Below are 20,072 nucleotides of genomic sequence, written 5' to 3' on the forward strand. Positions count from 1 at the left end.
TGTTGCTGAATAGGTATAAAAAATGCCCCGTATCGATTGATACGGGGCATTTCGGTATAACGCGAAACCCGCTTAAGCGATCGCTTCGCTGCGCTTGCCCAGCAGGCGGTCTACCACTACCGCCACGACCAGCACCATCACCGACGGCACCAGCCAGGCCAGGCCTTGCTCGCTCAACGGCAGGTTGGTCAGCTGCGATGGCATCCAGCCCGCAAGGCCAGCGCCCTTGAGCGCGTCGATGCTGCCGAAGATGAACGACACCAGCATCACCGGGCCGACGATACGGCCCTGTTCCTGCCAGAAGTCTTTGCAGAAGCTCAGGGCCACCAGCACGATGCACGGCGGGTAGATCGCGGTCAGCACCGGGATCGAGAACGCAATCAGCTTGGTCAGGCCCAGGTTGGACACGAACAGCGAGAACAGCGCCAGGATCACCACCAGTGCCTTGTAGGACAGCGGCAAAATGCGGCTGAAGTACTCGGCGCAGGCACAGGTCAGGCCCACCGCCGTTACCAGGCATGCCAGGGAGATAAGCACGGCGAGGAAGCCACTGCCCAGGGAGCCGAAGGTATGTTGCACGTAAGCATGCAGTACCGCTGCGCCGTTGCTGGCACCGGCGGCGACCGCGTGGCTACCCGAACCCAGGCGGAACAGGCTGATATACACCAGGGCCAGGCCCACACCGGCGATCAGGCCGGCGATGATCGCGTAGCGAGTGATCAGCTTCGGCGACTCGACGCCACGGGAGCGGATCGCGTTGACGATCACGATGCCGAATACCAGCGCGCCCAGGGTATCCATGGTCAGGTAACCATTGATAAAGCCTTGGGAGAACGGTGCGGCCACATATTCCGGCGTGGCAACACCTACGTCACCCGCGGGCAAGGCGAACGCGGCAATGCCGAGTACCGCCAGCGCAATGATCTTCAACGGTGCGAGAAAACGGCCTACGGTGTCCAGCAGTCGACCTGGGTACAGGGACACGAAGAACACCACCAGGAAATACACCGAGCTGTAGAGGAACAGCGCCAGCGGGCTTTCGCCGGTCAGCGGCGCCAGGCCCACTTCAAAGGATACGGTCGCAGTGCGCGGGGTGGCGAACAGCGGCCCTACCGCCAGATACGCCGCGGCCGCGAGCAGGCCACCGGCGATCTTGCCGATCGGGCTGCTCAATGCGTCCATACCACCACCGACCTTGGCCAGGGCGATCACGGTAACCACCGGCAAACCCACTGCGGTGATCAGGAAGCCCAGCGCTGCCATCCAGACATGAGGCCCGGACTGCAAACCAACGATAGGCGGGAAGATGATGTTGCCGGCGCCCACGAACAGGGCAAAGGTCATAAAGCCCAACGCCAGGATATCCTGGCCTTTCAACACTTTCATTTCGGGAAATACCACACTACTGAATCGGAATTTAGAGAGGGGTTCCCTGTGGATGAGGGAAATACTGCCAGCCCTTATGGGGGCCGACCGGTCTAGCGCGGGGCTTCCTTTTGGGACGCACACGCATAAAGAGGCGGACAGGGTACAGAAATTAGCTGACAAACGCACTGTTGCGGGGCGCACTGTCCGATAAGCGACATCTTCATGTCGCGTTTTCATACTTAATCTGGCAATGAGGGCAAATGTGGGAGGGGGCAAGCCCCCTCCCACATTTGAACTCTATTTGACCTAACGTTTATATAAACCCAGAAAGCACAAAGGCCACCCGAAGGTGGCCTTTGCTGGTAAAGCGTCAGCTAAGCGCGAGGCTTACTTGACAGCCCAACCGGTCAGCTCGGCCAGGGCCTTGCCGATGTCTGCCAGCGAACGCACGGTTTTAACGCCTGCGTCTTGCAGTGCAGCGAACTTCTCGTCTGCAGTGCCTTTGCCGCCAGAGATGATTGCGCCAGCATGGCCCATGCGCTTGCCAGCAGGGGCAGTCACACCAGCGATGTAGGAAACAACCGGCTTGGTCACGTGTGCCTTGATGTAGGCAGCCGCTTCTTCTTCAGCCGAACCGCCGATCTCACCGATCATCACGATCGCTTCGGTCTTCGGGTCTTCCTGGAACAGCTTCAGGATGTCGATGAAGTTCGAGCCTGGGATCGGGTCACCGCCGATGCCGACGCAAGTCGACTGACCGAAACCGGCGTCAGTAGTTTGCTTGACAGCTTCGTAGGTCAGGGTGCCGGAACGGGAAACGATACCGACTTTACCTGGCAAGTGAATGTGACCTGGCATGATGCCGATCTTGCATTCGCCTGGAGTGATCACGCCTGGGCAGTTAGGGCCGATCAGGGTAACACCCAGCTCGTCGCACTTAACTTTAGCGTCCAGCATGTCCAGGGTAGGAATGCCTTCGGTGATGCAAACGATCAGCTTGATGCCGCCGAAGGCTGCTTCCAGGATCGAGTCCTTGCAGAAAGGAGCTGGAACGTAGATCACGCTGGCAGTAGCGCCAGTTTGAGCAACAGCATCTTTCACGGTGTTGAACACTGGCAGGCCCAGGTGCTCGGTGCCGCCTTTGCCCGGAGTTACGCCGCCAACCATCTTGGTGCCGTATTCGATGGCTTGCTGGGTGTGGAAACTACCTTGCGAACCGGTAATACCCTGGCAGATAACTTTGGTGTCTTTATTGATCAGGACGCTCATTATTTGCCCTCCGCAGCTTTGACAACTTGTTGAGCAGCGTCGGTCAGGCTGGTAGCCGCGATGATGTTCAAACCGCTTTCTGCCAGTACTTTAGCGCCCAGTTCAGCGTTGTTGCCTTCAAGGCGAACAACAACCGGGATTTTAACGCCGACTTCTTTCACTGCACCGATGATGCCTTCGGCAATCATGTCGCAACGAACGATGCCGCCGAAGATGTTGACCAGTACTGCAGCGACGTTGGAGTCGGACAGGATGATCTTGAACGCTTCGGTCACGCGTTCTTTGGTAGCACCACCGCCCACGTCGAGGAAGTTGGCTGGTTTGCCGCCATGCAGGTTGACGATGTCCATGGTACCCATGGCCAGGCCAGCACCGTTGACCATGCAACCGATGTTACCTTCCAGGGCTACGTAGTTCAGTTCGAACTTGGCAGCGTGCGCTTCGCGCGGATCGTCTTGGGACGGATCGTGGAAAGTCTTCAGCTTAGGCTGACGGTACATGGCGTTGGCGTCGATGTTGATCTTGGCGTCCAGGCAGTGCAGATCGCCATCAGCCTTGATCACCAGCGGGTTCACTTCCAGCAGGGCCAGATCGTGATCCTGGAACAGTTTGGCCAGACCGACGAAGATCTTGGCGAACTGGGCAACTTGCTTGCCTTCCAGGCCCAGCTGGAAAGCCAGCTCGCGACCCTGGAATGGCTGAGCGCCAACCAGTGGATCGATAGTGGCTTTCAGAATTTTTTCTGGGGTTTCGTGAGCGATTTTCTCGATGTCCACGCCACCTTCGGTGGAGGCCATGAACACGATGCGACGGCTCGAACGGTCAACGACAGCGCCCAGGTACAGCTCTTTAGCGATATCAGTGCACGATTCAACCAGGATCTTGGTGACTGGCTGGCCATTGGCATCAGTCTGGTAAGTCACCAGACGCTTGCCCAGCCACTGCTGTGCGAAGGCCTTGGCGTCTTCTTTGCTGCGAACCAGCTTAACGCCGCCCGCTTTACCGCGACCACCAGCGTGGACCTGGGCTTTGACAACCCACTCGGTACCACCGATTTTGTCGCAAGCTTCTGCTGCTGCTTCCGGGGTGTCTACTGCGTAGCCCTTGGATACTGGCAGGCCGTATTCAGCGAACAGCTGCTTACCCTGATACTCGTGAAGATTCATGCTTTTTACCGTCTTCGTTAGGTACTGCGCATTCGGCGCTGCGCTCATTATGAGTGCCGCGCCACCTGTGACTGCTGCTTGCGCAACCTGCGGGGCTTAGGGCCCGTAAAGCTGCGCAAGACTGCGTCCGGCGGATATTCCGCGGTGAGACTTGCTCGCAAGGCTCACGACGGGCAACTCCGCCGTGGTTTCTTATTATCTCGCTTAGCGCTTCTTGCGGTTGGCGATGTGGATGGCGCCGCCATTCACTGCCAACGCTGCTTCGTGCAACGCTTCGGACAGGGTCGGATGGGAGAAGACCATCATGCCCAGGTCCTCGGCACTGGTGCCGAATTCCATACCGATTGCGCCTTGCTGTACCAGTTCTGCAGCGCTTGGGCCAATCACGTGGACGCCCAATACGCGGTCAGTCTTGGCATCAGCGATGACTTTGACAAAACCACCGGTGTCGTTGGCTGCCATGGCACGGCCAGAAGCGGCAAACGGGAAAGTGCCGACGTTAACTTCAACGCCTTCAGCTTTCAACTGCTGTTCGTTCTTGCCGACCCATGCAATTTCCGGGTGGGTGTAGATAACCGATGGGATCAGGTCGTAGTTCATCTGGGTTTTGTGACCCTTGATGCGCTCGACAACCATGATGCCTTCTTCGGAAGCCTTGTGCGCCAGCATCATGCCGCGAACCACGTCACCGATGGCGTAGACGCCAGGTACGGTGGTGGCGCAGTGATCGTCAACGTGGATGAAACCACGCTCGTCGATGTTCACGCCGCTGTCAGCTGCCAGCAGGTCGGTGGTCACTGGACGGCGACCCACGGCGACGATCAGCTTGTCGAAAGTGATGGTTTTTTCGCCATCCTTGTCGGTGTAGTTGACGACAACTTCTTCACCGTTGACTTTCGAACCGGTCACGCGAGCGCCCAGCTTGATGTCCAGACCTTGTTTGGTCAGGGTTTTCAGGGCTTCTTTGGACACGGCGGTGTCGGCAGCCAGCAGGAACGTGTCCAGGGCTTCCAGCACAGTCACTTCAGCGCCCAGACGGGACCATACCGAACCCAGTTCCAGGCCGATCACGCCAGCGCCGATCACGCCCAGGCGCTTAGGAACCGATTGGAATTCCAGGGCGCCGGTCGAATCAACGATCACGTTGTTATCAACTGGAGCAGGCGGGATGTCGATTGGGCGCGAGCCTGGAGCCAGGATCACGTTTTCCGCTTCGATGACTTCAACCGAGCCGTCTGGCTTGGTGATTTCAACTTTCTTGCCAGCCAGCAGCTTGCCGTGGCCTTGCAGGGAAGTCACGCCGTTGGCCTTGAACAAGGTGGCAACGCCGGAAGTCAGGCCTTTAACGATGTTGGCTTTACGGCCGACCATTGCTGGCACGTCCATGGTCACGCCAGCATGGTTGATGCCGTGGATCGCGAAGCCGTCTTGGGCTTCGTGGAATTTCCAGGAGCTGTCCAGCAGCGCCTTGGAAGGAATGCAACCAACGTTCAGGCAAGTACCGCCCAGTGCCAGTTTGCCTTCCTTGTCGGTGTACTTTTCGATGCAAGCAGTCGAGAGGCCCAGTTGTGCGGCCTTGATAGCGGCCACATAGCCGCCAGGACCTGCACCAATCACTACAACGTCAAATTTCTGCGTCATGAAAATAGTTCCTCTATTCAGCGACAAGCTTCAAGCGACACGTTGCACGCCAAGCTGCTTGTTCCTACAGCTTGTAGCCCGCAACGTGTTGCTGCGTCTTTTAGATGTCCAGCAGCAGACGAGCCGGGTCTTCCAGCAGGTTCTTGATGGTCACCAGGAACGTCACGGCTTCTTTACCATCGATCAGGCGGTGATCGTAAGACAGTGCCAGGTACATCATTGGGCGGATCACGACTTGGCCGTTGATGGCCATCGGACGCTGGATGATGTTGTGCATGCCCAGGATCGCAGCTTGTGGTGGGTTGACGATCGGGGTCGACATCATCGAACCGAAGGTACCACCGTTGGTGATGGTGAAGGTACCGCCGGTCATCTCGTCGATGGTCAGCTTGCCGTCACGGGCTTTCTTGCCGAAGGTGGCGATGCCGCCTTCGATTTCAGCCAGGCTCATCAGTTCGGCGTTACGCAGTACCGGAACCACCAGGCCACGGTCGCTGGACACGGCAACGCCGATGTCTGCGTAGCCATGGTAAACGATGTCGTTGCCGTCGATGGAAGCATTGACTGCCGGGAAGCGCTTCAGCGCTTCGGTGGCCGCTTTCACGAAGAACGACATGAAGCCCAGGCGCACGCCATTGTGGGACTTCTCGAACAGATCCTTGTACTTCGAACGCAGGGCCATGACTTCGGTCATGTCGACTTCGTTGAAAGTGGTCAGCATCGCCATGTTCGACTGTGCTTCAACCAGACGCTTGGCCACGGTGGCACGCACGCGGGTCATCGGTACGCGCTTCTCGGTGCGGTCGCCAGCGGCGAACACAGGCGCAGCGGCAGCCGGGGCAGCAGCCTTGGCAGGTGCGGCAGCTGGAGCGTTTTTCTTGGCTTCAACAGCCGCAACCACGTCTTCCTTGGTCACACGGCCGTCTTTGCCGGTGCCTTTGATGGAAGCCAGGTTGATGCCGTTCTCTTCCGCCAGCTGGCGAGCAGCTGGAGCAGCGATTGGATCTTCGCCACCGGCAGCTGGAGCAGCAGCAGGCGCAGAAGCGGCAGCCGGTGCAGCAGCGGCAGGTGCAGCGGCAGCAGCGGCAGGTGCAGCGGCAGCAGCGCTGCCCTCTTCGATCGAGCCCAGCACCTGGTTCGACAGAACGGTAGCGCCTTCTTCGGCAACGATTGCGCCCAGTACGCCGTCAGCTTCGGCCAACACTTCCAGCACGACTTTGTCGGTCTCGATGTCAACGATCAGGTCGTCACGCTTTACAGCGTCGCCTGGTTTCTTGTGCCAAGTGGCAACGGTGCCATCGGCAACCGATTCCGGGAATGACGGGGCTTTGATTTCGATAGCCATTATCTGTGTGTCCTTAAAATTCGGTTTCAGTCAGCGCGAAGGCGTTAAACAGTGAAGGCATCTTGCAGCAGTTTTTCCTGCTGCTCGGCGTGCATCGACGCATAACCACAGGCAGGCGCAGCAGAAGCATCGCGACCTGCGTATTCCAGGTTCAGCGCCTTGTTGTGGTTACCCATGCTGCGACGCAGATGATGCTGGCTGCTGTACCACGCGCCCTGGTTCATCGGCTCTTCCTGGCACCACACCACATGGGTGAGGTTGGTGTAAGGCGCGATGGCCTCCATCAGGTCGTCTTCCGGGAACGGGTAAAGCTGCTCGATACGCACGATGGCGATGTCTTCGCGGCCTTCGGCACGGCGTTTTTCCAGCAGGTCGTAGTAGACCTTGCCGCTGCACAGCACCAGGCGAGTCACCTTGGCAGCGTCCAGCGTGTCGATTTCTGGAATCACGGTCTGGAACGAACCATCCGCCAGATCTTCCAGGGTCGAGATGGCCAATTTATGACGCAACAGCGATTTCGGCGTCAGCACTACCAGCGGCTTACGCAGCGGGCGAATCACCTGACGACGCAGCAAGTGGTAAATCTGGGCCGGGGTAGTCGGCACGCACACCTGGATGTTGTGCTCGGCGCACAGCTGCAGGTAACGCTCCAGACGGGCCGAGGAGTGCTCCGGACCCTGACCTTCATAACCGTGTGGCAGCAACATGGTCAGACCGCACAGGCGACCCCACTTGTGCTCGCCGCTGGTGATGAACTGGTCGATAACCACCTGGGCACCGTTGGCGAAGTCGCCGAACTGGGCTTCCCAGATCACCAGCGCGTTTGGCGTGGTGGTCGAGTAGCCGTATTCGAACGCCAGCACGGCTTCTTCGGACAGGAACGAATCGTACAGGTCGAAACGTGGCTGGCCTTCGTACAGGTGCTTCAATGGCACGTAGGTGCCAGCGTCTTTCTGGTTGTGCAAGACCGCGTGACGGTGCGAGAACGTACCACGGCCGATGTCCTGGCCGGTCATACGGATCGGGTGACCTTCGAACGCCAGGGTCGCGTACGCCATGGTTTCAGCGTAACCCCAGTTGATCGGCAGGCCGCCGGCTTGCATCTTCTGACGGTCTTCGTAGATCTTCGCAACCTGGCGCTGAACCACGAAGCCTTCTGGAATTTCCAGCAGCTTGGCAGACAGTTCCTGCAAGGTTTTCAGGTCGAACGAGGTGTCGTGACGCGCGGTCCAGGTGTGACCCAGGTACGGACGCCAGTCAACGAACAACTCTTTGTTCGGCTCTTTGACCAGGCTTTTCACTACGTGCAGACCATTGTCCAGCGCGTTGCGGTATTCATCGATCTTCGCCTGAACACGCGCATCGTCAACCACACCGGCCTTGGTCAGGCTTTCGGCGTACAGCTCACGGGTGGTGCGCTGCTTGGTGATCTGCTGGTACATCAACGGCTGGGTGCCGCTTGGTTCGTCCGCTTCGTTGTGACCGCGACGGCGGTAGCAAACCAGGTCGATCACCACGTCACGCTTGAACTGCATGCGGTAGTCGACAGCCAGTTGGGTCACGAACAGCACGGCTTCCGGATCATCGCCATTCACATGGAGGATCGGCGCCTGGATCATCTTGGCAACGTCGGTGGCGTACTCGGTGGAGCGCGCATCCAGCGGGTTGCTGATGGTGAAGCCAACCTGGTTGTTGATGACGATGTGAACGGTACCGCCGGTCTTGAAGCCGCGGGTCTGCGACATCTGGAACGTTTCCAGGACCACGCCTTGACCGGCGAATGCCGCGTCACCGTGGATGGAAATCGGCAGGACTTTTTCACCGGTGGTGTCGTTACGACGATCCTGGCGCGCACGGACCGAACCCTCGACCACTGGAGAAACGATTTCCAGGTGGGATGGGTTGAAGGCCATGGCCAGGTGAACTTCACCGCCTGTGGTCATGACGTTGGACGAGAAGCCCTGGTGGTATTTAACGTCACCGGAACCCAGTTCAACTTTCTTCTTGCCTTCGAACTCGTCGAACAGTTCACGCGGGTTCTTGCCGAATGTGTTGACCAACACGTTCAGGCGACCACGGTGAGCCATGCCGATCACGATTTCCTTGGTGCCGTAGGAACCGGAACGCTGGATCAGCTCGTCGAGCATCGGGATCAGGCTTTCGCCGCCTTCCAGGCCGAAACGCTTGGTGCCCGGGTATTTGGTACCCAGGTACTTCTCCAGGCCTTCGGCAGCGGTCACGCGCTCAAGCAGGTGGCTGCGTACGTCCGCGGACAAAACCGGACGGCCACGCACGCCTTCCAGGCGATGCTGGAACCACTGGCGTTGCTCGGAATCGGTGATGTGCGTGAACTCAGCGCCAATGGTGCGGCAATATGTCTGCTGCAACGCTTCGTGAATTTCGCGTAGGCTCGCTTCCTCTTTGCCGATGAACAGGTCGCCGGCACGGAAGGTCGTATCAAGATCGGCATTGGTCAAGCCGTAATGATTGATCGACAGGTCAGCCGGTGCAGGACGCTGCCAGAGCCCCAGCGGGTCAAGCTGGGCCGCCTGGTGGCCACGCATCCGGTAGGCCTGGATCAGTCGCAGTACTTCAACTTGCTTCTTCTCATGCTCACTGCTCACGCTGCCGGCGGAAACCGGTTGAGCGCGGCGCTGGTTCTTTGCCAGCAGCACGAACTGATCGCGAATTGTTGCATGCGATACATCGGTGGCAGCGTTGCCGTCTGAAGACAACGTCTGAAATTTGGTGCGCCATTCTTCTGGCACAGCGTTAGGGTCGTGCAGGTAGAGCTCGTAGAGCTCTTCCACATAGGCTGCGTTACCACCTGAAAGATAGCCGCTTTCCCACATGCGCTGCATCACGCTTTCTTGCATGCTTGGTCACCCTCGGTTAGGGGACACCACCGGCGAAGACACCGAGTTTGCTTGCAGAAGGCCGAGTGCAGCGACCAAAACAAGCCACTTAGGATCACGCTGATAGTCCGGGTACCAACCCGGATGCCCCTGCTTGTCTCATTTCTTCAAAATAAGAGCCGCGGCTTTGTAAGTCGCTGCTCAGGTTAAACTACGGCGCCGGTTGAAGCCTGCGCCGCAGCATCTACGGGCACAACGGTCCTGCCTTTACTACAACGTCAGTTACACGCCGCTTTGCAGCAACATGTTACGGATGTGACCAATGGCCTTAGTCGGGTTCAGGCCTTTGGGACATACGTTGACGCAGTTCATGATCCCGCGGCAGCGGAATACGCTGAACGGGTCATCCAGCGAAGCCAGACGCTCGGACGTCTTGGTGTCACGGCTGTCTGCCAGGAAGCGGTACGCTTGCAGCAGGGCAGCTGGGCCCAGGAACTTGTCCGGGTTCCACCAGAAGGACGGGCAAGAGGTCGAGCAGCAAGCGCACAGGATGCACTCGTACAGACCGTCGAGCTTGTCGCGCTCTTCCGGGGACTGCAGACGCTCGATGGCCGGGGCCGGCGTGTCGTTCTGCAGGAACGGCTTAACTTTTTCGTATTGCTTGTAGAAGATGCTCATATCGACAACCAGGTCACGGATAACCGGCAGACCTGGCAGCGGACGAATGATCAACTTGTTGCCTTTAACCACGGCGGACAGCGGCGTGATGCACGCCAGGCCGTTTTTGCCGTTGATGTTCATGCCGTCGGAACCGCATACACCTTCACGGCAAGAGCGACGATACGAGAAACCTTCGTCCTGCTCTTTGATCAGTGCCAATACATCCAGCACCATCAGGTCTTTACCACCGGTATCGACCTGGAATTCCTGCATGAACGGCGCAGCGTCCTGATCAGGGTTGTAGCGATAAACACTGACTTTCAACATGGCAGCCACCCTTAGTAAGTCCGAATCTTCGGTTCAAACGTCGGAACCGTCTTCGGCGAGAAGTTCACGGCACGCTTGGTTACGCGCTTGTCACCCGGGAAGTACAGGGTGTGGCACAACCAGTTTTCGTCGTCGCGATCTTCAAAGTCTTCACGGGCGTGGGCACCACGGGATTCTTTACGAACCTCGGCAGCGATTGCAGTCGCTTCGGCGACTTCCAGCAGGTTTTGCAGCTCAAGGGCTTCGATACGAGCAGTGTTGAACGCCTGGCTCTTATCGTTGATCTTGACGTTGCCGATGCGCTTGCGCAGGTCGGCCAGCTGGGCGATACCCTTCTGCATGTATTCGCCGGTACGGAACACACCGAAGTAGTTCTGCATGCAGCTTTGCAGCTCGCGACGCAGGGTAGCCACGTCTTCGCCATCAGTGCGCTCGTTCAGAGCGTTCAGGCGCGCCAGGGCGGCTTCGATGTTGGCGTCGGTGGCGTCATCGTATTCGATGCCGTCAGTCAGCGCTTTTTCCAGGTGCAGGCCAGCAGCACGGCCGAATACCACCAGGTCGAGCAGCGAGTTGCCGCCCAGACGGTTGGCACCGTGTACCGATACGCATGCCACTTCGCCTACGGCGAACAGACCGTGGATGATCTGGTCCTTGCCATCGGCGTCCTGGGTGATTGCCTGACCATGAATGTTGGTGGCAACGCCGCCCATCATATAGTGGCAGGTCGGAACAACCGGGACTGGAGCCAATACCGGGTCAACGTGAGCAAACGTCTTGGACAGTTCGCAGATACCTGGCAGGCGGCTGTGCAGCACTTCCTCACCCAGGTGATCGAGCTTGAGCATCACGTGGTCGCCATTCGGGCCACAGCCGTTGCCGGCGATGATCTCTTTAACCATCGAACGGGCTACGACGTCACGACCCGCCAGGTCTTTGGCGTTCGGAGCATAACGCTCCATGAAACGCTCGCCGTGCTTGTTGATCAGGTAACCACCTTCACCACGGCAACCTTCGGTAACCAGTACACCGGCGCCGGCGATGCCGGTTGGGTGGAACTGCCACATTTCGATGTCTTGTACCGGTACGCCAGCACGCAATGCCATGCCGACGCCGTCACCGGTGTTGATCAGGGCGTTGGTGGTCGACGCGTAGATACGGCCTGCACCGCCCGTGGCCAGCACGGTGGCCTTGGCGCGGATGTAGGTGGTTTCACCGGTTTCGATGCAGATGGCGATCACGCCCACGAACTCGCCTTGGGCGTTCTTGACCAGATCGACAGCGTAGTACTCGTTCAGGAACGTGGTACCGGCTTTCAGGTTGCCCTGGTAAAGGGTGTGCAGCAGCGCGTGACCGGTACGGTCGGACGCGGCGCAGGTACGGGCAGCCTGCCCGCCTTTACCGTAATCCTTCGACTGACCGCCGAATGGACGCTGGTAGATACGACCTTGCTCGGTACGGGAGAACGGCAGACCCATGTGGTCCAGCTCGAACACCGCGGCCGGGCCTTCTTGACACATATATTCGATAGCGTCCTGGTCACCGATATAGTCGGAACCCTTGACGGTATCGTACATGTGCCAGCGCCAGTCATCGTTCGGGTCGGCGGAAGCGATGGCGCAGGTGATGCCACCCTGGGCCGAAACGGTGTGGGAACGAGTCGGGAACACCTTGGTGATCACGGCAGTCTTGTGACCGCCCTGGGCCAGCTGCAGCGCAGCGCGCATGCCAGCACCGCCGCCACCAATGATGATGGCGTCGAATGAAATAGTTGGAATGTTAGCCATGAATCAGATACCCCAAAGAATCTGCACACCCCAGACGAAGTAAGCGAACATCGCGACGCCGCAGACTGCCTGGAAGAGGAAACGTACTGCGGTCGCGGACTTGCCCAGCGCCATCGGCGTCAGGTAGTCGGTCGCGATGGTCCACATGCCGACCCAGGCGTGAGCGCCCAGGGCTACAAGGGCCAGCAGACTGAAGATTCGCATCGCATTGTGGGAAAACAGGCCATGCCATTGCTCATAGCTGATGCCTGGATTTGCGACGAGGTATCCGATCAGGAAAATGAAATAAGCCGCGAGAACGACCGCAGACACACGTTGTGCCATCCAGTCATAGAGGCCCGAACGCGAAAGGTTCGTAACGCTGGTTACCATATCCAAACTCCTGCCAGAACGATCAGCACCACGGAAATGGCGATGATGATTTTCGAGCCCAGGCGGCCGCCTTCCAGCGTCTCACCAATACCCGCATCCATGATCAAGTGGCGCACACCGGCTACCAGGTGATACAGCAGAGCGGACAGGAGGCCCCATGCTACGAACTTGGCCAGCGGGCTGGTCAAGCATGCCTTCACCTCGGCGTATCCTTCCTCGGAACCCAGGGATTTGCTCAATGCATAAAGCATGATGCCCAAGCCCAGGAACAGGATGATGCCGGAAACACGGTGCAGGAACGACGTAACGCCGGTGATGGGGAGTTTGATGGTCCTTAGGTCTAGGTTTACAGGTCGTTGGCTATTCACGGCTTTTTTTCACACTGAAGAGCCCCTAACAATCAGGGCAAAGTTGTTGGGGAGTGCACTGGTCAGGTAAGCACCACCCAGGGAGTGCGACCCCCAATGAAAGCAAGCCCAAAAGCCCTTGGCGGTCGGTGGCCGAGTATAGACAGTTAGGTTACTAATGACAACGCGCTCACCTCACCCTAATAGCTGATTGCGCTGGCGGGATAAAAGGCGTAAATGGCAGGCAATTTCGAGGAAAAAGTACGGTTAAAGCCTTCTGCTGCAAGACTTTAGGCAAATTGACATCTGGATTTATATCAATATAGTGGTGCGGGCCCTGCGTGGGGGGTCTGTCTGATGATTTGAAGCATAAATAGGAGGCCACATGGCTGACAAAAAAGCGCAGTTGATCATCGAGGGCGCAGCCCCCGTCGAGCTGCCCATTTTAACCGGCACCGTTGGTCCCGATGTTATCGACGTACGGGGCCTGACGGCCACGGGCCGTTTTACATTCGACCCAGGCTTCATGTCGACCGCCTCTTGCGAGTCGAAGATCACCTACATCGATGGTGATAATGGCATCTTGCTGCATCGCGGCTACCCGATCGAACAACTGGCCGAGCAATCGGACTACCTGGAAACCTGCTACCTGCTGCTAAACGGTGAATTGCCGACAGCCGAGCAAAAAGCCCAGTTCGTCAGCACCGTGAAGAACCACACCATGGTTCACGAGCAGTTGAAGACCTTCTTCAACGGCTTCCGTCGCGACGCCCACCCGATGGCCGTCATGTGCGGTGTAGTCGGCGCCCTGTCGGCCTTCTATCACGACTCCCTCGACATCAATAACCCGCAGCATCGCGAAATCTCCGCGATCCGCCTGGTTGCCAAGATGCCGACCCTGGCCGCGATGGTTTACAAGTACTCCATGGGCCAACCCATGATGTACCCGCGCAACGACCTGACGTACGCGGAAAACTTCCTGCACATGATGTTCAACACGCCGTGCGAGATCAAACCGATCAGCCCGACGTTGGCCAAGGCCATGGACCGGATCTTCATCCTCCACGCCGACCACGAACAGAACGCCTCGACGTCCACCGTACGCCTGGCAGGTTCTTCGGGTGCCAACCCGTTCGCCTGTATCGCCGCCGGTATCGCCGCACTGTGGGGCCCTGCCCACGGCGGTGCGAACGAAGCCGTATTGACCATGCTCGATGAAATCGGCGATGTCTCGAACATCGACAAGTTCATCGCCAAGGCCAAGGACAAGAACGATCCGTTCAAGCTGATGGGCTTCGGTCACCGGGTCTACAAGAACCGCGACCCGCGCGCCACTGTGATGAAGCAGACCTGCGACGAAGTATTGAAGGAACTGGGCATCAAGAACGATCCGCAACTCGAACTGGCCATGCGCCTGGAAGAGATCGCTCTGACCGACCCGTACTTCATCGAACGCTCGCTGTACCCGAACGTCGACTTCTACTCGGGGATCATCCTCAAGGCGATCGGCATTCCAACCAGCATGTTCACCGTGATCTTCGCCCTGGCGCGGACCGTGGGCTGGATCTCCCACTGGAAAGAAATGCTCTCCAGCCCGTACAAGATTGGCCGCCCGCGCCAGCTGTACACCGGCTACGAGTCGCGTGATATCACCAAACTGGAAGATCGCAAGTAAGCATCTGACAATTTGGTCTAAAAAACGGCCTCCTTTTACAAGGGGGCCGTTTTTATTTGTGCAGGAATTGAGAAACAGTTTTGCCTGAACTGACGCTATCGGGGGCAAGCCCCCTCCCACATTCGACCGCATTCCTTCAGCTAAAACGCGGTTAAGTGTGGGAGGGGCGGTGCGACGTTTCGACTTGCCCCCGATAGCAATAGACCAGCCACCCCACAAACCCCAGACAAAAAAATGCCCCGGCCTTTCGACCGGGGCATTTCCTATCCAGCTACAACCTTAGTGATTAACCGCCCCACTCGCCCCCAGGCCAGTCTGCGAACGCACAAACTGCGGGAAGTACAGCGCACGCTCTTTGTCTGCCGCCGCCGACTTGTCGGTGATGGAGAAGAACCAGATGCCGATGAACGCAATGATCATCGAGAACAGCGCCGGGTACTCGTAAGGGAAGATGGCTTTTTCATGGTGCAGGATCGAGACCCATATGGTCGGGCCGAGGATCATCAGGCCCACGGCACTGATCAAGCCCAGCCAGCCGCCGATCATGGCGCCGCGGGTGGTGAGGTTTTTCCAGTACATGGAAAGCAGCAGCACCGGGAAGTTACAGCTGGCAGCGATGGAGAACGCCAGGCCCACCATGAACGCGATGTTCTGGCTTTCGAACAGGATACCCAGGCCGATTGCCAATACACCCAACGCGATGGTGGTGATCTTCGACACGCGAATCTCATCCTTCTCGTTGGCCTTGCCTTTCTTGATCACGCTGGCGTACAGGTCATGGGACACCGCCGAAGCACCGGCCAGGGTCAGGCCGGCAACCACCGCGAGGATGGTGGCGAAGGCCACGGCCGAGATGAAGCCCAGGAAGATACTGCCACCCACCGCGTTGGCCAGGTGCACCGCCGCCATGTTGTTACCACCGAGCAACGCGCCTGCCGCATCCTTGAACGCCGGGTTGGTGCTGACCAGCAGGATCGCGCCGAAACCGATGATAAAGGTCAGGATATAGAAGTAGCCGATGAAACCTGTCGCGTAGAACACGCTCTTGCGGGCTTCTTTAGCGTCGCTCACGGTGAAGAAGCGCATCAGGATGTGCGGCAGGCCAGCGGTGCCGAACATCAACGCAAGACCCAGGGAGAATGCCGAGATCGGGTCTTTCACCAGGCCGCCGGGGCTCATGATCGCTTCACCTTTGGGGTGAACCTTGATCGCCTCGGAGAACAGCATGTTGAAGTCGAAGTTGACGTGCTTCATCACCATCAGCGCCATGAACGAGGCACCGGACAACAGCAAGACCGCCTTGATGATCTGTACCCAGGTGGTCGCCAGCATGCCGCCGAACAGCACATACAGCACCATCAGGATGCCCACCAGGATCACCGCAACGTGGTAGTCCAGGCCAAACAGCAGCTGAATCAGCTTGCCCGCACCGACCATTTGCGCGATCAGGTAGAACGCCACCACCACCAGCGAGCCGCACGCCGACAGGCTGCGGATCTGGGTTTGCCCCAGGCGATAGGACGCCACGTCGGCAAAGGTGTACTTGCCCAGGTTACGCAGGCGTTCGGCGATCAGGAACAGAATGATCGGCCAGCCCACCAGGAAGCCGATCGAGTAGATCAGGCCGTCGTAACCGGAGGTGTACACCAGCGCGGAAATCCCCAGGAAGGACGCCGCCGACATGTAGTCGCCAGCAATCGCCAAACCGTTCTGGAAACCGGTGATCTTGCCGCCGGCCGCATAGTAGTCGGCCGCCGACTTGTTGCGCTTGGACGCCCAGTAAGTGATGCACAGGGTGGCACCGACAAACGCGACAAACATCACGATGGCCGACACGTTCAGAGGTTGCTTGTGCACTTCACCGGTCAAGGCATCCGCCGCCCAAAGGGCCGGTGCAAAGAACGAAGCGCCGAGTAGTGCCAGTAGACGACCGATCATTGCGCAGCCTCCTTGAGAATCGCAGCGTTCAGGTCGTCAAATTCGCCGTTGGCCCGGCGCACATAGATACCGGTCAGGACAAAGGCAGACAGAATCAGCCCGACGCCCAGGGGAATGCCCCAGGTAATCGACGAACCCGGGCTGAGCTTGGCGCCCAGTACTTGTGGCCCGTAGGCGATCAACAGGATGAAAGCGGAGTAAAGCCCTAGCATGATCGCCGAGAGAATCCAGGCGAACCGTTCCCTTTTCCTGACCAGCTCCTTGAAACGCGGGCTGTTTTGAATCGAGAGGTAAATGCTGTCGTTCATTGTTTTTATCCTCGCAGCACAGCTTTTTTATTATTTTGGAACGTATCCACTGTATGCGGCTGCCGCAGAGGTTCCAGACGACCTTAGTCTTAGATCGAGTGTAGCGAGGAGGTGTGAGGATGGCGCAAATATTACGGGGTATGAAATCAATGTGGGAGGGGGCTTGCCCCCGATAGCGGTGTGTCAGCCAGCACATGTATAGCTGACACACTGTCATCGGGGGCAAGCCCCCTCCCACAAGGGTATATCAGGGGATGTTACTTAGCGGTCCACTCGGCGACGCGCTCTGGGTGCTTGGCCACCCAATCCTTGGCCGCTGCATCCGGCTTGGCGCCCTCTTGGATCGCCAGCATGACTTCGCCGATTTCATCCTTGGAGGCCCACTGGAATTTCTTCAGGAAGGCCGCAACTTCCGGCGCTTTCTTCTCCAGGCCCTTGCTGCCGATGCTGTTGACGGTTTCAGCAGCGCCATAAATCCCTTTTGGATCGTCCAGGAAACGCAGTTTCCACTTGGCGAACATCCAGTGTGGCACCCAACCGGTGACCGCGATGGATTCCTGCTTGTCTTCGGCACGGGTCAGTTCAGCGATCATCGCCGCACCCGAGCTGGCTTGCAGCTTGTAGTCCAGGCCATAGGCCTTGATGGCTTCGTCGGTCTTGAGCATCACGCCTGAGCCGGCGTCGATGCCGACGATTTTGTTCTTGAAGGTGGTGTCGGTCTTGAGGTCTTCGATGGACTTGGCCTTGACGTACTCCGGCACGATCAGGCCAATCTTCGCATCCTTGAAGTTGGGGCCGTAGTCGATCACCTTGTCCTTGTTCTTGGCCCAATATTCGCCGTGTGTCACGGGCAGCCAGGCGGAGAGCATGGCGTCGAGCTTGCCGGTGGCCACGCCCTGCCACATGATCCCGGTGGCGACGGCCTGCAGTTTCACGTCATAACCGAGCTTTTCCTTGATCACCTCAGCCGCCACGTGGGTAGTGGCCACGCTGTCGGACCAGCCATCGACGTAGCCGATGCTCAGGGTCTTGCTGTCGGCATTGGCCAGGGTGGAGCTCATCGCAACTACCAACGTGGCAGCTGCGCCCAAGAGTCGTCGCATCTTCATCGTACTTCCCCGAAAGTGCTGCGCCCGACGGATGCCGAGCGACGTCAACCTGTTGTTATGTGGTGCACCGCGCCCCCTTCACGCGCCTGAATCCGGCTGCTACGGCATCAGTGGAGTGCTGATGCCTTGATCATCAACCCGCCGCAGCCTTGGACCTGCTCTGTCAGCGACCTTATCCAAGCAAGAAACGACATCACAACGCCAGTAGGACGCTTTGAAGGCGTTGACGCCAAAATCCCGCCCGAACTTTGCATGTCAAAATTATGCAGCTCCACTGAAATAGGCCAAATCCGGGTAAGATGCGCGCCTTTGCTCTCCCAGATAAGCCGACCATGCCAGCGACCGCCCGCTTCCCTGCCCTGCCCTATTTCTTCGCCTTGCTCCTCGGCCTGCTGGCCCTGGTCGGTTATTGGTATGGCCTCGGCCGTCCGGTGGTGTTGCCGGACGTAGCCAGCGCCAGTCATAAAATGCAATGTGCGTCCTACACCCCCTTCGATAAAGACCAATCTCCTTTCGACCAGCCGTTCACGCTGCGCCCAGAGCGTATGGACGCCGACCTGGCGCTGCTGGCTACCCGCTTTGAATGCATTCGCACCTACTCCATGACCGGCCTGGAAGCGCTGCCGGAGATGGCGCGCAAGCATGGGTTGAAGGTGATGGCCGGCGCCTGGGTCAGCAGTGACCCGGTGGCGACACAGAAAGAAATCGACGAGTTGATCAAGTCCGCCAACGACAACCCGGATGTGGTGACCTCGGTGATCGTCGGCAACGAAGCCTTGTTGCGCAAGGAAGTCACCGCCAAACAGTTGGTGGCGCTGATCCACACAGTCAAAAGTCATATCCAGCAACCGGTGACCTACGCCGACGTGTGGGAATTCTGGCTGCAACACCCGGAAATCGCGCCGGCGGTGGACTTCCTGACCATTCACCTGCTGCCGTACTGGGAGGATGATCCGTCCGGTATCGACCAGGCCCTCAAGCATGTCGGCGATGTGCGCCAGACCTTCGGCAACAAGTTCGCCCCCAAGGACATCCTGATCGGTGAAACCGGCTGGCCCAGCGAAGGCCGCCAGCGTGAAACCGCGGTGCCGAGCCGAGTCAACGAAGCCAAGTTCATGCGCGGTTTCGTGGCCATGGCCGAAGCCAATGGCTGGCACTACAACCTGATCGAAGCCTTTGACCAGCCGTGGAAACGTGCCAGTGAAGGCGCGGTGGGGGGTTACTGGGGTCTGTTCGATGCGGATCGCCAGGACAAGGGCATCCTCGCCGGGCCGGTGAGCAATGTGCCGCACTGGCCACTGTGGCTGGGCGTTGGCGGGATGATCCTGCTGGGCACCTTGGTGCTGGGTGGTCGCGTACGCAGTACCCGCGCCGCGCTTGCCCTGCCGTTGCTGGGTGCGGTTGCCGCCTGCTCCATCGGCACTTGGGCCGAACTGACCCGCGTGACGGCGCGCTTCAACGATGAATGGGTGTGGGCCGGCTTGCTGGTGGTGTTGAACCTGTTGGTGCTGGCGCACGCCGCCCTGGCCTTGAGTGCTCGGGAAGGCTGGCGTGAGCGGGCGTTCAAGTGGCTGGAACAACGTGCAGGCTGGCTGGTGGCGATTGCCGGGTTTGCCGGGGCGGTGATGATGCTGGCGTTGGTGTTTGACCCGCGTTATCGCAGTTTCCCCAGTGCCGCGCTGGTGTTGCCGGCACTGGTGTACCTGGCTCGTCCGGTGACGGGGCCGCGTCGGGAAATCGCGCTATTGGCCTTTATCATCGGCGCCGGCGTTGCACCGCAGTTGTACCGTGAAGGGGTGTTGAACCAGCAGGCTTGGGGTTGGGCGGTGGTCAGTGTGTTGATGGTCGGGGCTTTGTGGCGTTGCTTGCGGGTGCGTAAGGCTTGATATCGCTATCGGGGGCAAGCCC

15 protein-coding genes are annotated in these 20,072 nt (G+C 58.7%); 2 read left to right on the forward strand and 13 right to left on the reverse strand.

Annotated elements, in window-relative coordinates:
• Positions 1–72: 72 nt before the first annotated feature.
• From brnQ to sdhC, 10 genes are all read right to left on the reverse strand, one after another.
• Positions 73–1,386 (reverse strand): branched-chain amino acid transport system II carrier protein, encoded by a 1,314-nt coding sequence (brnQ, locus tag DYL61_RS04565; protein WP_135307377.1) that lies wholly within the window; start codon positions 1,384–1,386, stop codon positions 73–75.
• A gap of 369 nt (positions 1,387–1,755) precedes the next feature.
• Positions 1,756–2,637, reverse strand: coding sequence for a succinate--CoA ligase subunit alpha (sucD, locus tag DYL61_RS04570; RefSeq protein WP_084381139.1), 882 nt, complete (start codon positions 2,635–2,637; stop codon positions 1,756–1,758).
• Positions 2,637–3,803, reverse strand: a complete 1,167-nt coding sequence (gene sucC, locus DYL61_RS04575; RefSeq protein WP_003233235.1) for an ADP-forming succinate--CoA ligase subunit beta — start codon at positions 3,801–3,803, stop codon at positions 2,637–2,639. Before sucC ends, sucD begins: the two co-directional genes overlap by 1 nt.
• Positions 3,804–4,007: 204 nt before the next feature.
• Positions 4,008–5,444 carry a dihydrolipoyl dehydrogenase gene (gene lpdA, locus DYL61_RS04580; protein ID WP_135307378.1) on the reverse strand — a complete coding sequence of 479 codons (1,437 nt, stop codon included), beginning with the start codon at positions 5,442–5,444 and terminating at the stop codon, positions 4,008–4,010.
• A 100-nt stretch (positions 5,445–5,544) separates the two neighbouring features.
• The gene (gene odhB / locus DYL61_RS04585; RefSeq protein ID WP_135307379.1) at positions 5,545–6,789 is read right to left on the reverse strand and encodes a 2-oxoglutarate dehydrogenase complex dihydrolipoyllysine-residue succinyltransferase; all 1,245 of its coding nucleotides are present in this window, start codon (positions 6,787–6,789) and stop codon (positions 5,545–5,547) included.
• A gap of 44 nt (positions 6,790–6,833) precedes the next feature.
• Positions 6,834–9,665 (reverse strand): 2-oxoglutarate dehydrogenase E1 component, encoded by a 2,832-nt coding sequence (locus tag DYL61_RS04590; protein ID WP_135307380.1) that lies wholly within the window; start codon positions 9,663–9,665, stop codon positions 6,834–6,836.
• Positions 9,666–9,926: 261 nt separating this feature from the next.
• Positions 9,927–10,631 carry a succinate dehydrogenase iron-sulfur subunit gene (locus DYL61_RS04595; protein ID WP_105699167.1) on the reverse strand — a complete coding sequence of 235 codons (705 nt, stop codon included), beginning with the start codon at positions 10,629–10,631 and terminating at the stop codon, positions 9,927–9,929.
• Between the two features lie 11 nt (positions 10,632–10,642).
• A complete protein-coding gene (sdhA, locus tag DYL61_RS04600; protein WP_135307381.1) occupies positions 10,643–12,415 on the reverse strand; it encodes a succinate dehydrogenase flavoprotein subunit in 1,773 nt (590 codons plus the stop codon).
• Between the two features lie 3 nt (positions 12,416–12,418).
• A complete protein-coding gene (gene sdhD / locus DYL61_RS04605) occupies positions 12,419–12,787 on the reverse strand; it encodes a succinate dehydrogenase, hydrophobic membrane anchor protein (RefSeq protein ID WP_016974690.1) in 369 nt (122 codons plus the stop codon).
• Positions 12,781–13,155, reverse strand: a complete 375-nt coding sequence (gene sdhC, locus DYL61_RS04610; RefSeq protein WP_016979564.1) for a succinate dehydrogenase, cytochrome b556 subunit — start codon at positions 13,153–13,155, stop codon at positions 12,781–12,783. The genes sdhD and sdhC overlap by 7 nt, the downstream gene beginning before the upstream one ends.
• 364 nt (positions 13,156–13,519) lie before the next feature.
• Here sdhC and gltA point away from each other — a divergent pair, with 364 nt between their 5' ends.
• The gene (gltA, locus tag DYL61_RS04615; protein ID WP_078047629.1) at positions 13,520–14,809 is read left to right on the forward strand and encodes a citrate synthase; all 1,290 of its coding nucleotides are present in this window, start codon (positions 13,520–13,522) and stop codon (positions 14,807–14,809) included.
• A gap of 279 nt (positions 14,810–15,088) precedes the next feature.
• Here the strand turns inward: gltA and DYL61_RS04620 are convergent, their stop codons facing one another.
• The 3 genes from DYL61_RS04620 to DYL61_RS04630 form a co-directional block, all read right to left on the reverse strand.
• Entirely contained in the window at positions 15,089–16,747 is a 1,659-nt protein-coding gene (locus DYL61_RS04620) for a cation acetate symporter (protein ID WP_135307382.1), read from the reverse strand.
• Complete coding sequence (locus DYL61_RS04625) at positions 16,744–17,055, reverse strand: DUF485 domain-containing protein (RefSeq protein WP_135307383.1); 312 nt, start codon at positions 17,053–17,055, stop codon at positions 16,744–16,746. The genes DYL61_RS04620 and DYL61_RS04625 overlap by 4 nt, the downstream gene beginning before the upstream one ends.
• Positions 17,056–17,312: 257 nt before the next feature.
• Positions 17,313–18,164 (reverse strand): glycine betaine ABC transporter substrate-binding protein, encoded by an 852-nt coding sequence (locus DYL61_RS04630; protein WP_135307384.1) that lies wholly within the window; start codon positions 18,162–18,164, stop codon positions 17,313–17,315.
• A gap of 332 nt (positions 18,165–18,496) precedes the next feature.
• Between DYL61_RS04630 and DYL61_RS04635 the strand changes: the two genes are divergently transcribed.
• Entirely contained in the window at positions 18,497–20,050 is a 1,554-nt protein-coding gene (locus DYL61_RS04635) for a glycoside hydrolase family 17 protein (RefSeq protein WP_135307385.1), read from the forward strand.
• Positions 20,051–20,072: the final 22 nt, after the last annotated feature.

This window comes from Pseudomonas nabeulensis, from assembly GCF_004682045.1.
Lineage (GTDB): Bacteria > Pseudomonadota > Gammaproteobacteria > Pseudomonadales > Pseudomonadaceae > Aquipseudomonas > Aquipseudomonas nabeulensis.

Excerpts from the sequence above, each read along its gene's own strand:
- brnQ (WP_135307377.1), bottom strand. The coding sequence starts at position 1,386 with ATGAAAGTGTTGAAAGGCCAGGATATCCTGGCGTTGGGCTTTATGACC.
- sucD (WP_084381139.1), bottom strand. The coding sequence starts at position 2,637 with ATGAGCGTCCTGATCAATAAAGACACCAAAGTTATCTGCCAGGGTATT.
- sucC (WP_003233235.1), bottom strand. The coding sequence starts at position 3,803 with ATGAATCTTCACGAGTATCAGGGTAAGCAGCTGTTCGCTGAATACGGC.
- lpdA (WP_135307378.1), bottom strand. The coding sequence starts at position 5,444 with ATGACGCAGAAATTTGACGTTGTAGTGATTGGTGCAGGTCCTGGCGGC.
- odhB (WP_135307379.1), bottom strand. The coding sequence starts at position 6,789 with ATGGCTATCGAAATCAAAGCCCCGTCATTCCCGGAATCGGTTGCCGAT.
- DYL61_RS04590 (WP_135307380.1), bottom strand. The coding sequence starts at position 9,665 with ATGCAAGAAAGCGTGATGCAGCGCATGTGGGAAAGCGGCTATCTTTCA.
- DYL61_RS04595 (WP_105699167.1), bottom strand. The coding sequence starts at position 10,631 with ATGTTGAAAGTCAGTGTTTATCGCTACAACCCTGATCAGGACGCTGCG.
- sdhA (WP_135307381.1), bottom strand. The coding sequence starts at position 12,415 with ATGGCTAACATTCCAACTATTTCATTCGACGCCATCATCATTGGTGGC.
- sdhD (WP_016974690.1), bottom strand. The coding sequence starts at position 12,787 with ATGGTAACCAGCGTTACGAACCTTTCGCGTTCGGGCCTCTATGACTGG.
- gltA (WP_078047629.1), top strand. The coding sequence starts at position 13,520 with ATGGCTGACAAAAAAGCGCAGTTGATCATCGAGGGCGCAGCCCCCGTC.
- DYL61_RS04620 (WP_135307382.1), bottom strand. The coding sequence starts at position 16,747 with ATGATCGGTCGTCTACTGGCACTACTCGGCGCTTCGTTCTTTGCACCG.
- DYL61_RS04625 (WP_135307383.1), bottom strand. The coding sequence starts at position 17,055 with ATGAACGACAGCATTTACCTCTCGATTCAAAACAGCCCGCGTTTCAAG.
- DYL61_RS04630 (WP_135307384.1), bottom strand. The coding sequence starts at position 18,164 with ATGAAGATGCGACGACTCTTGGGCGCAGCTGCCACGTTGGTAGTTGCG.
- DYL61_RS04635 (WP_135307385.1), top strand. The coding sequence starts at position 18,497 with ATGCCAGCGACCGCCCGCTTCCCTGCCCTGCCCTATTTCTTCGCCTTG.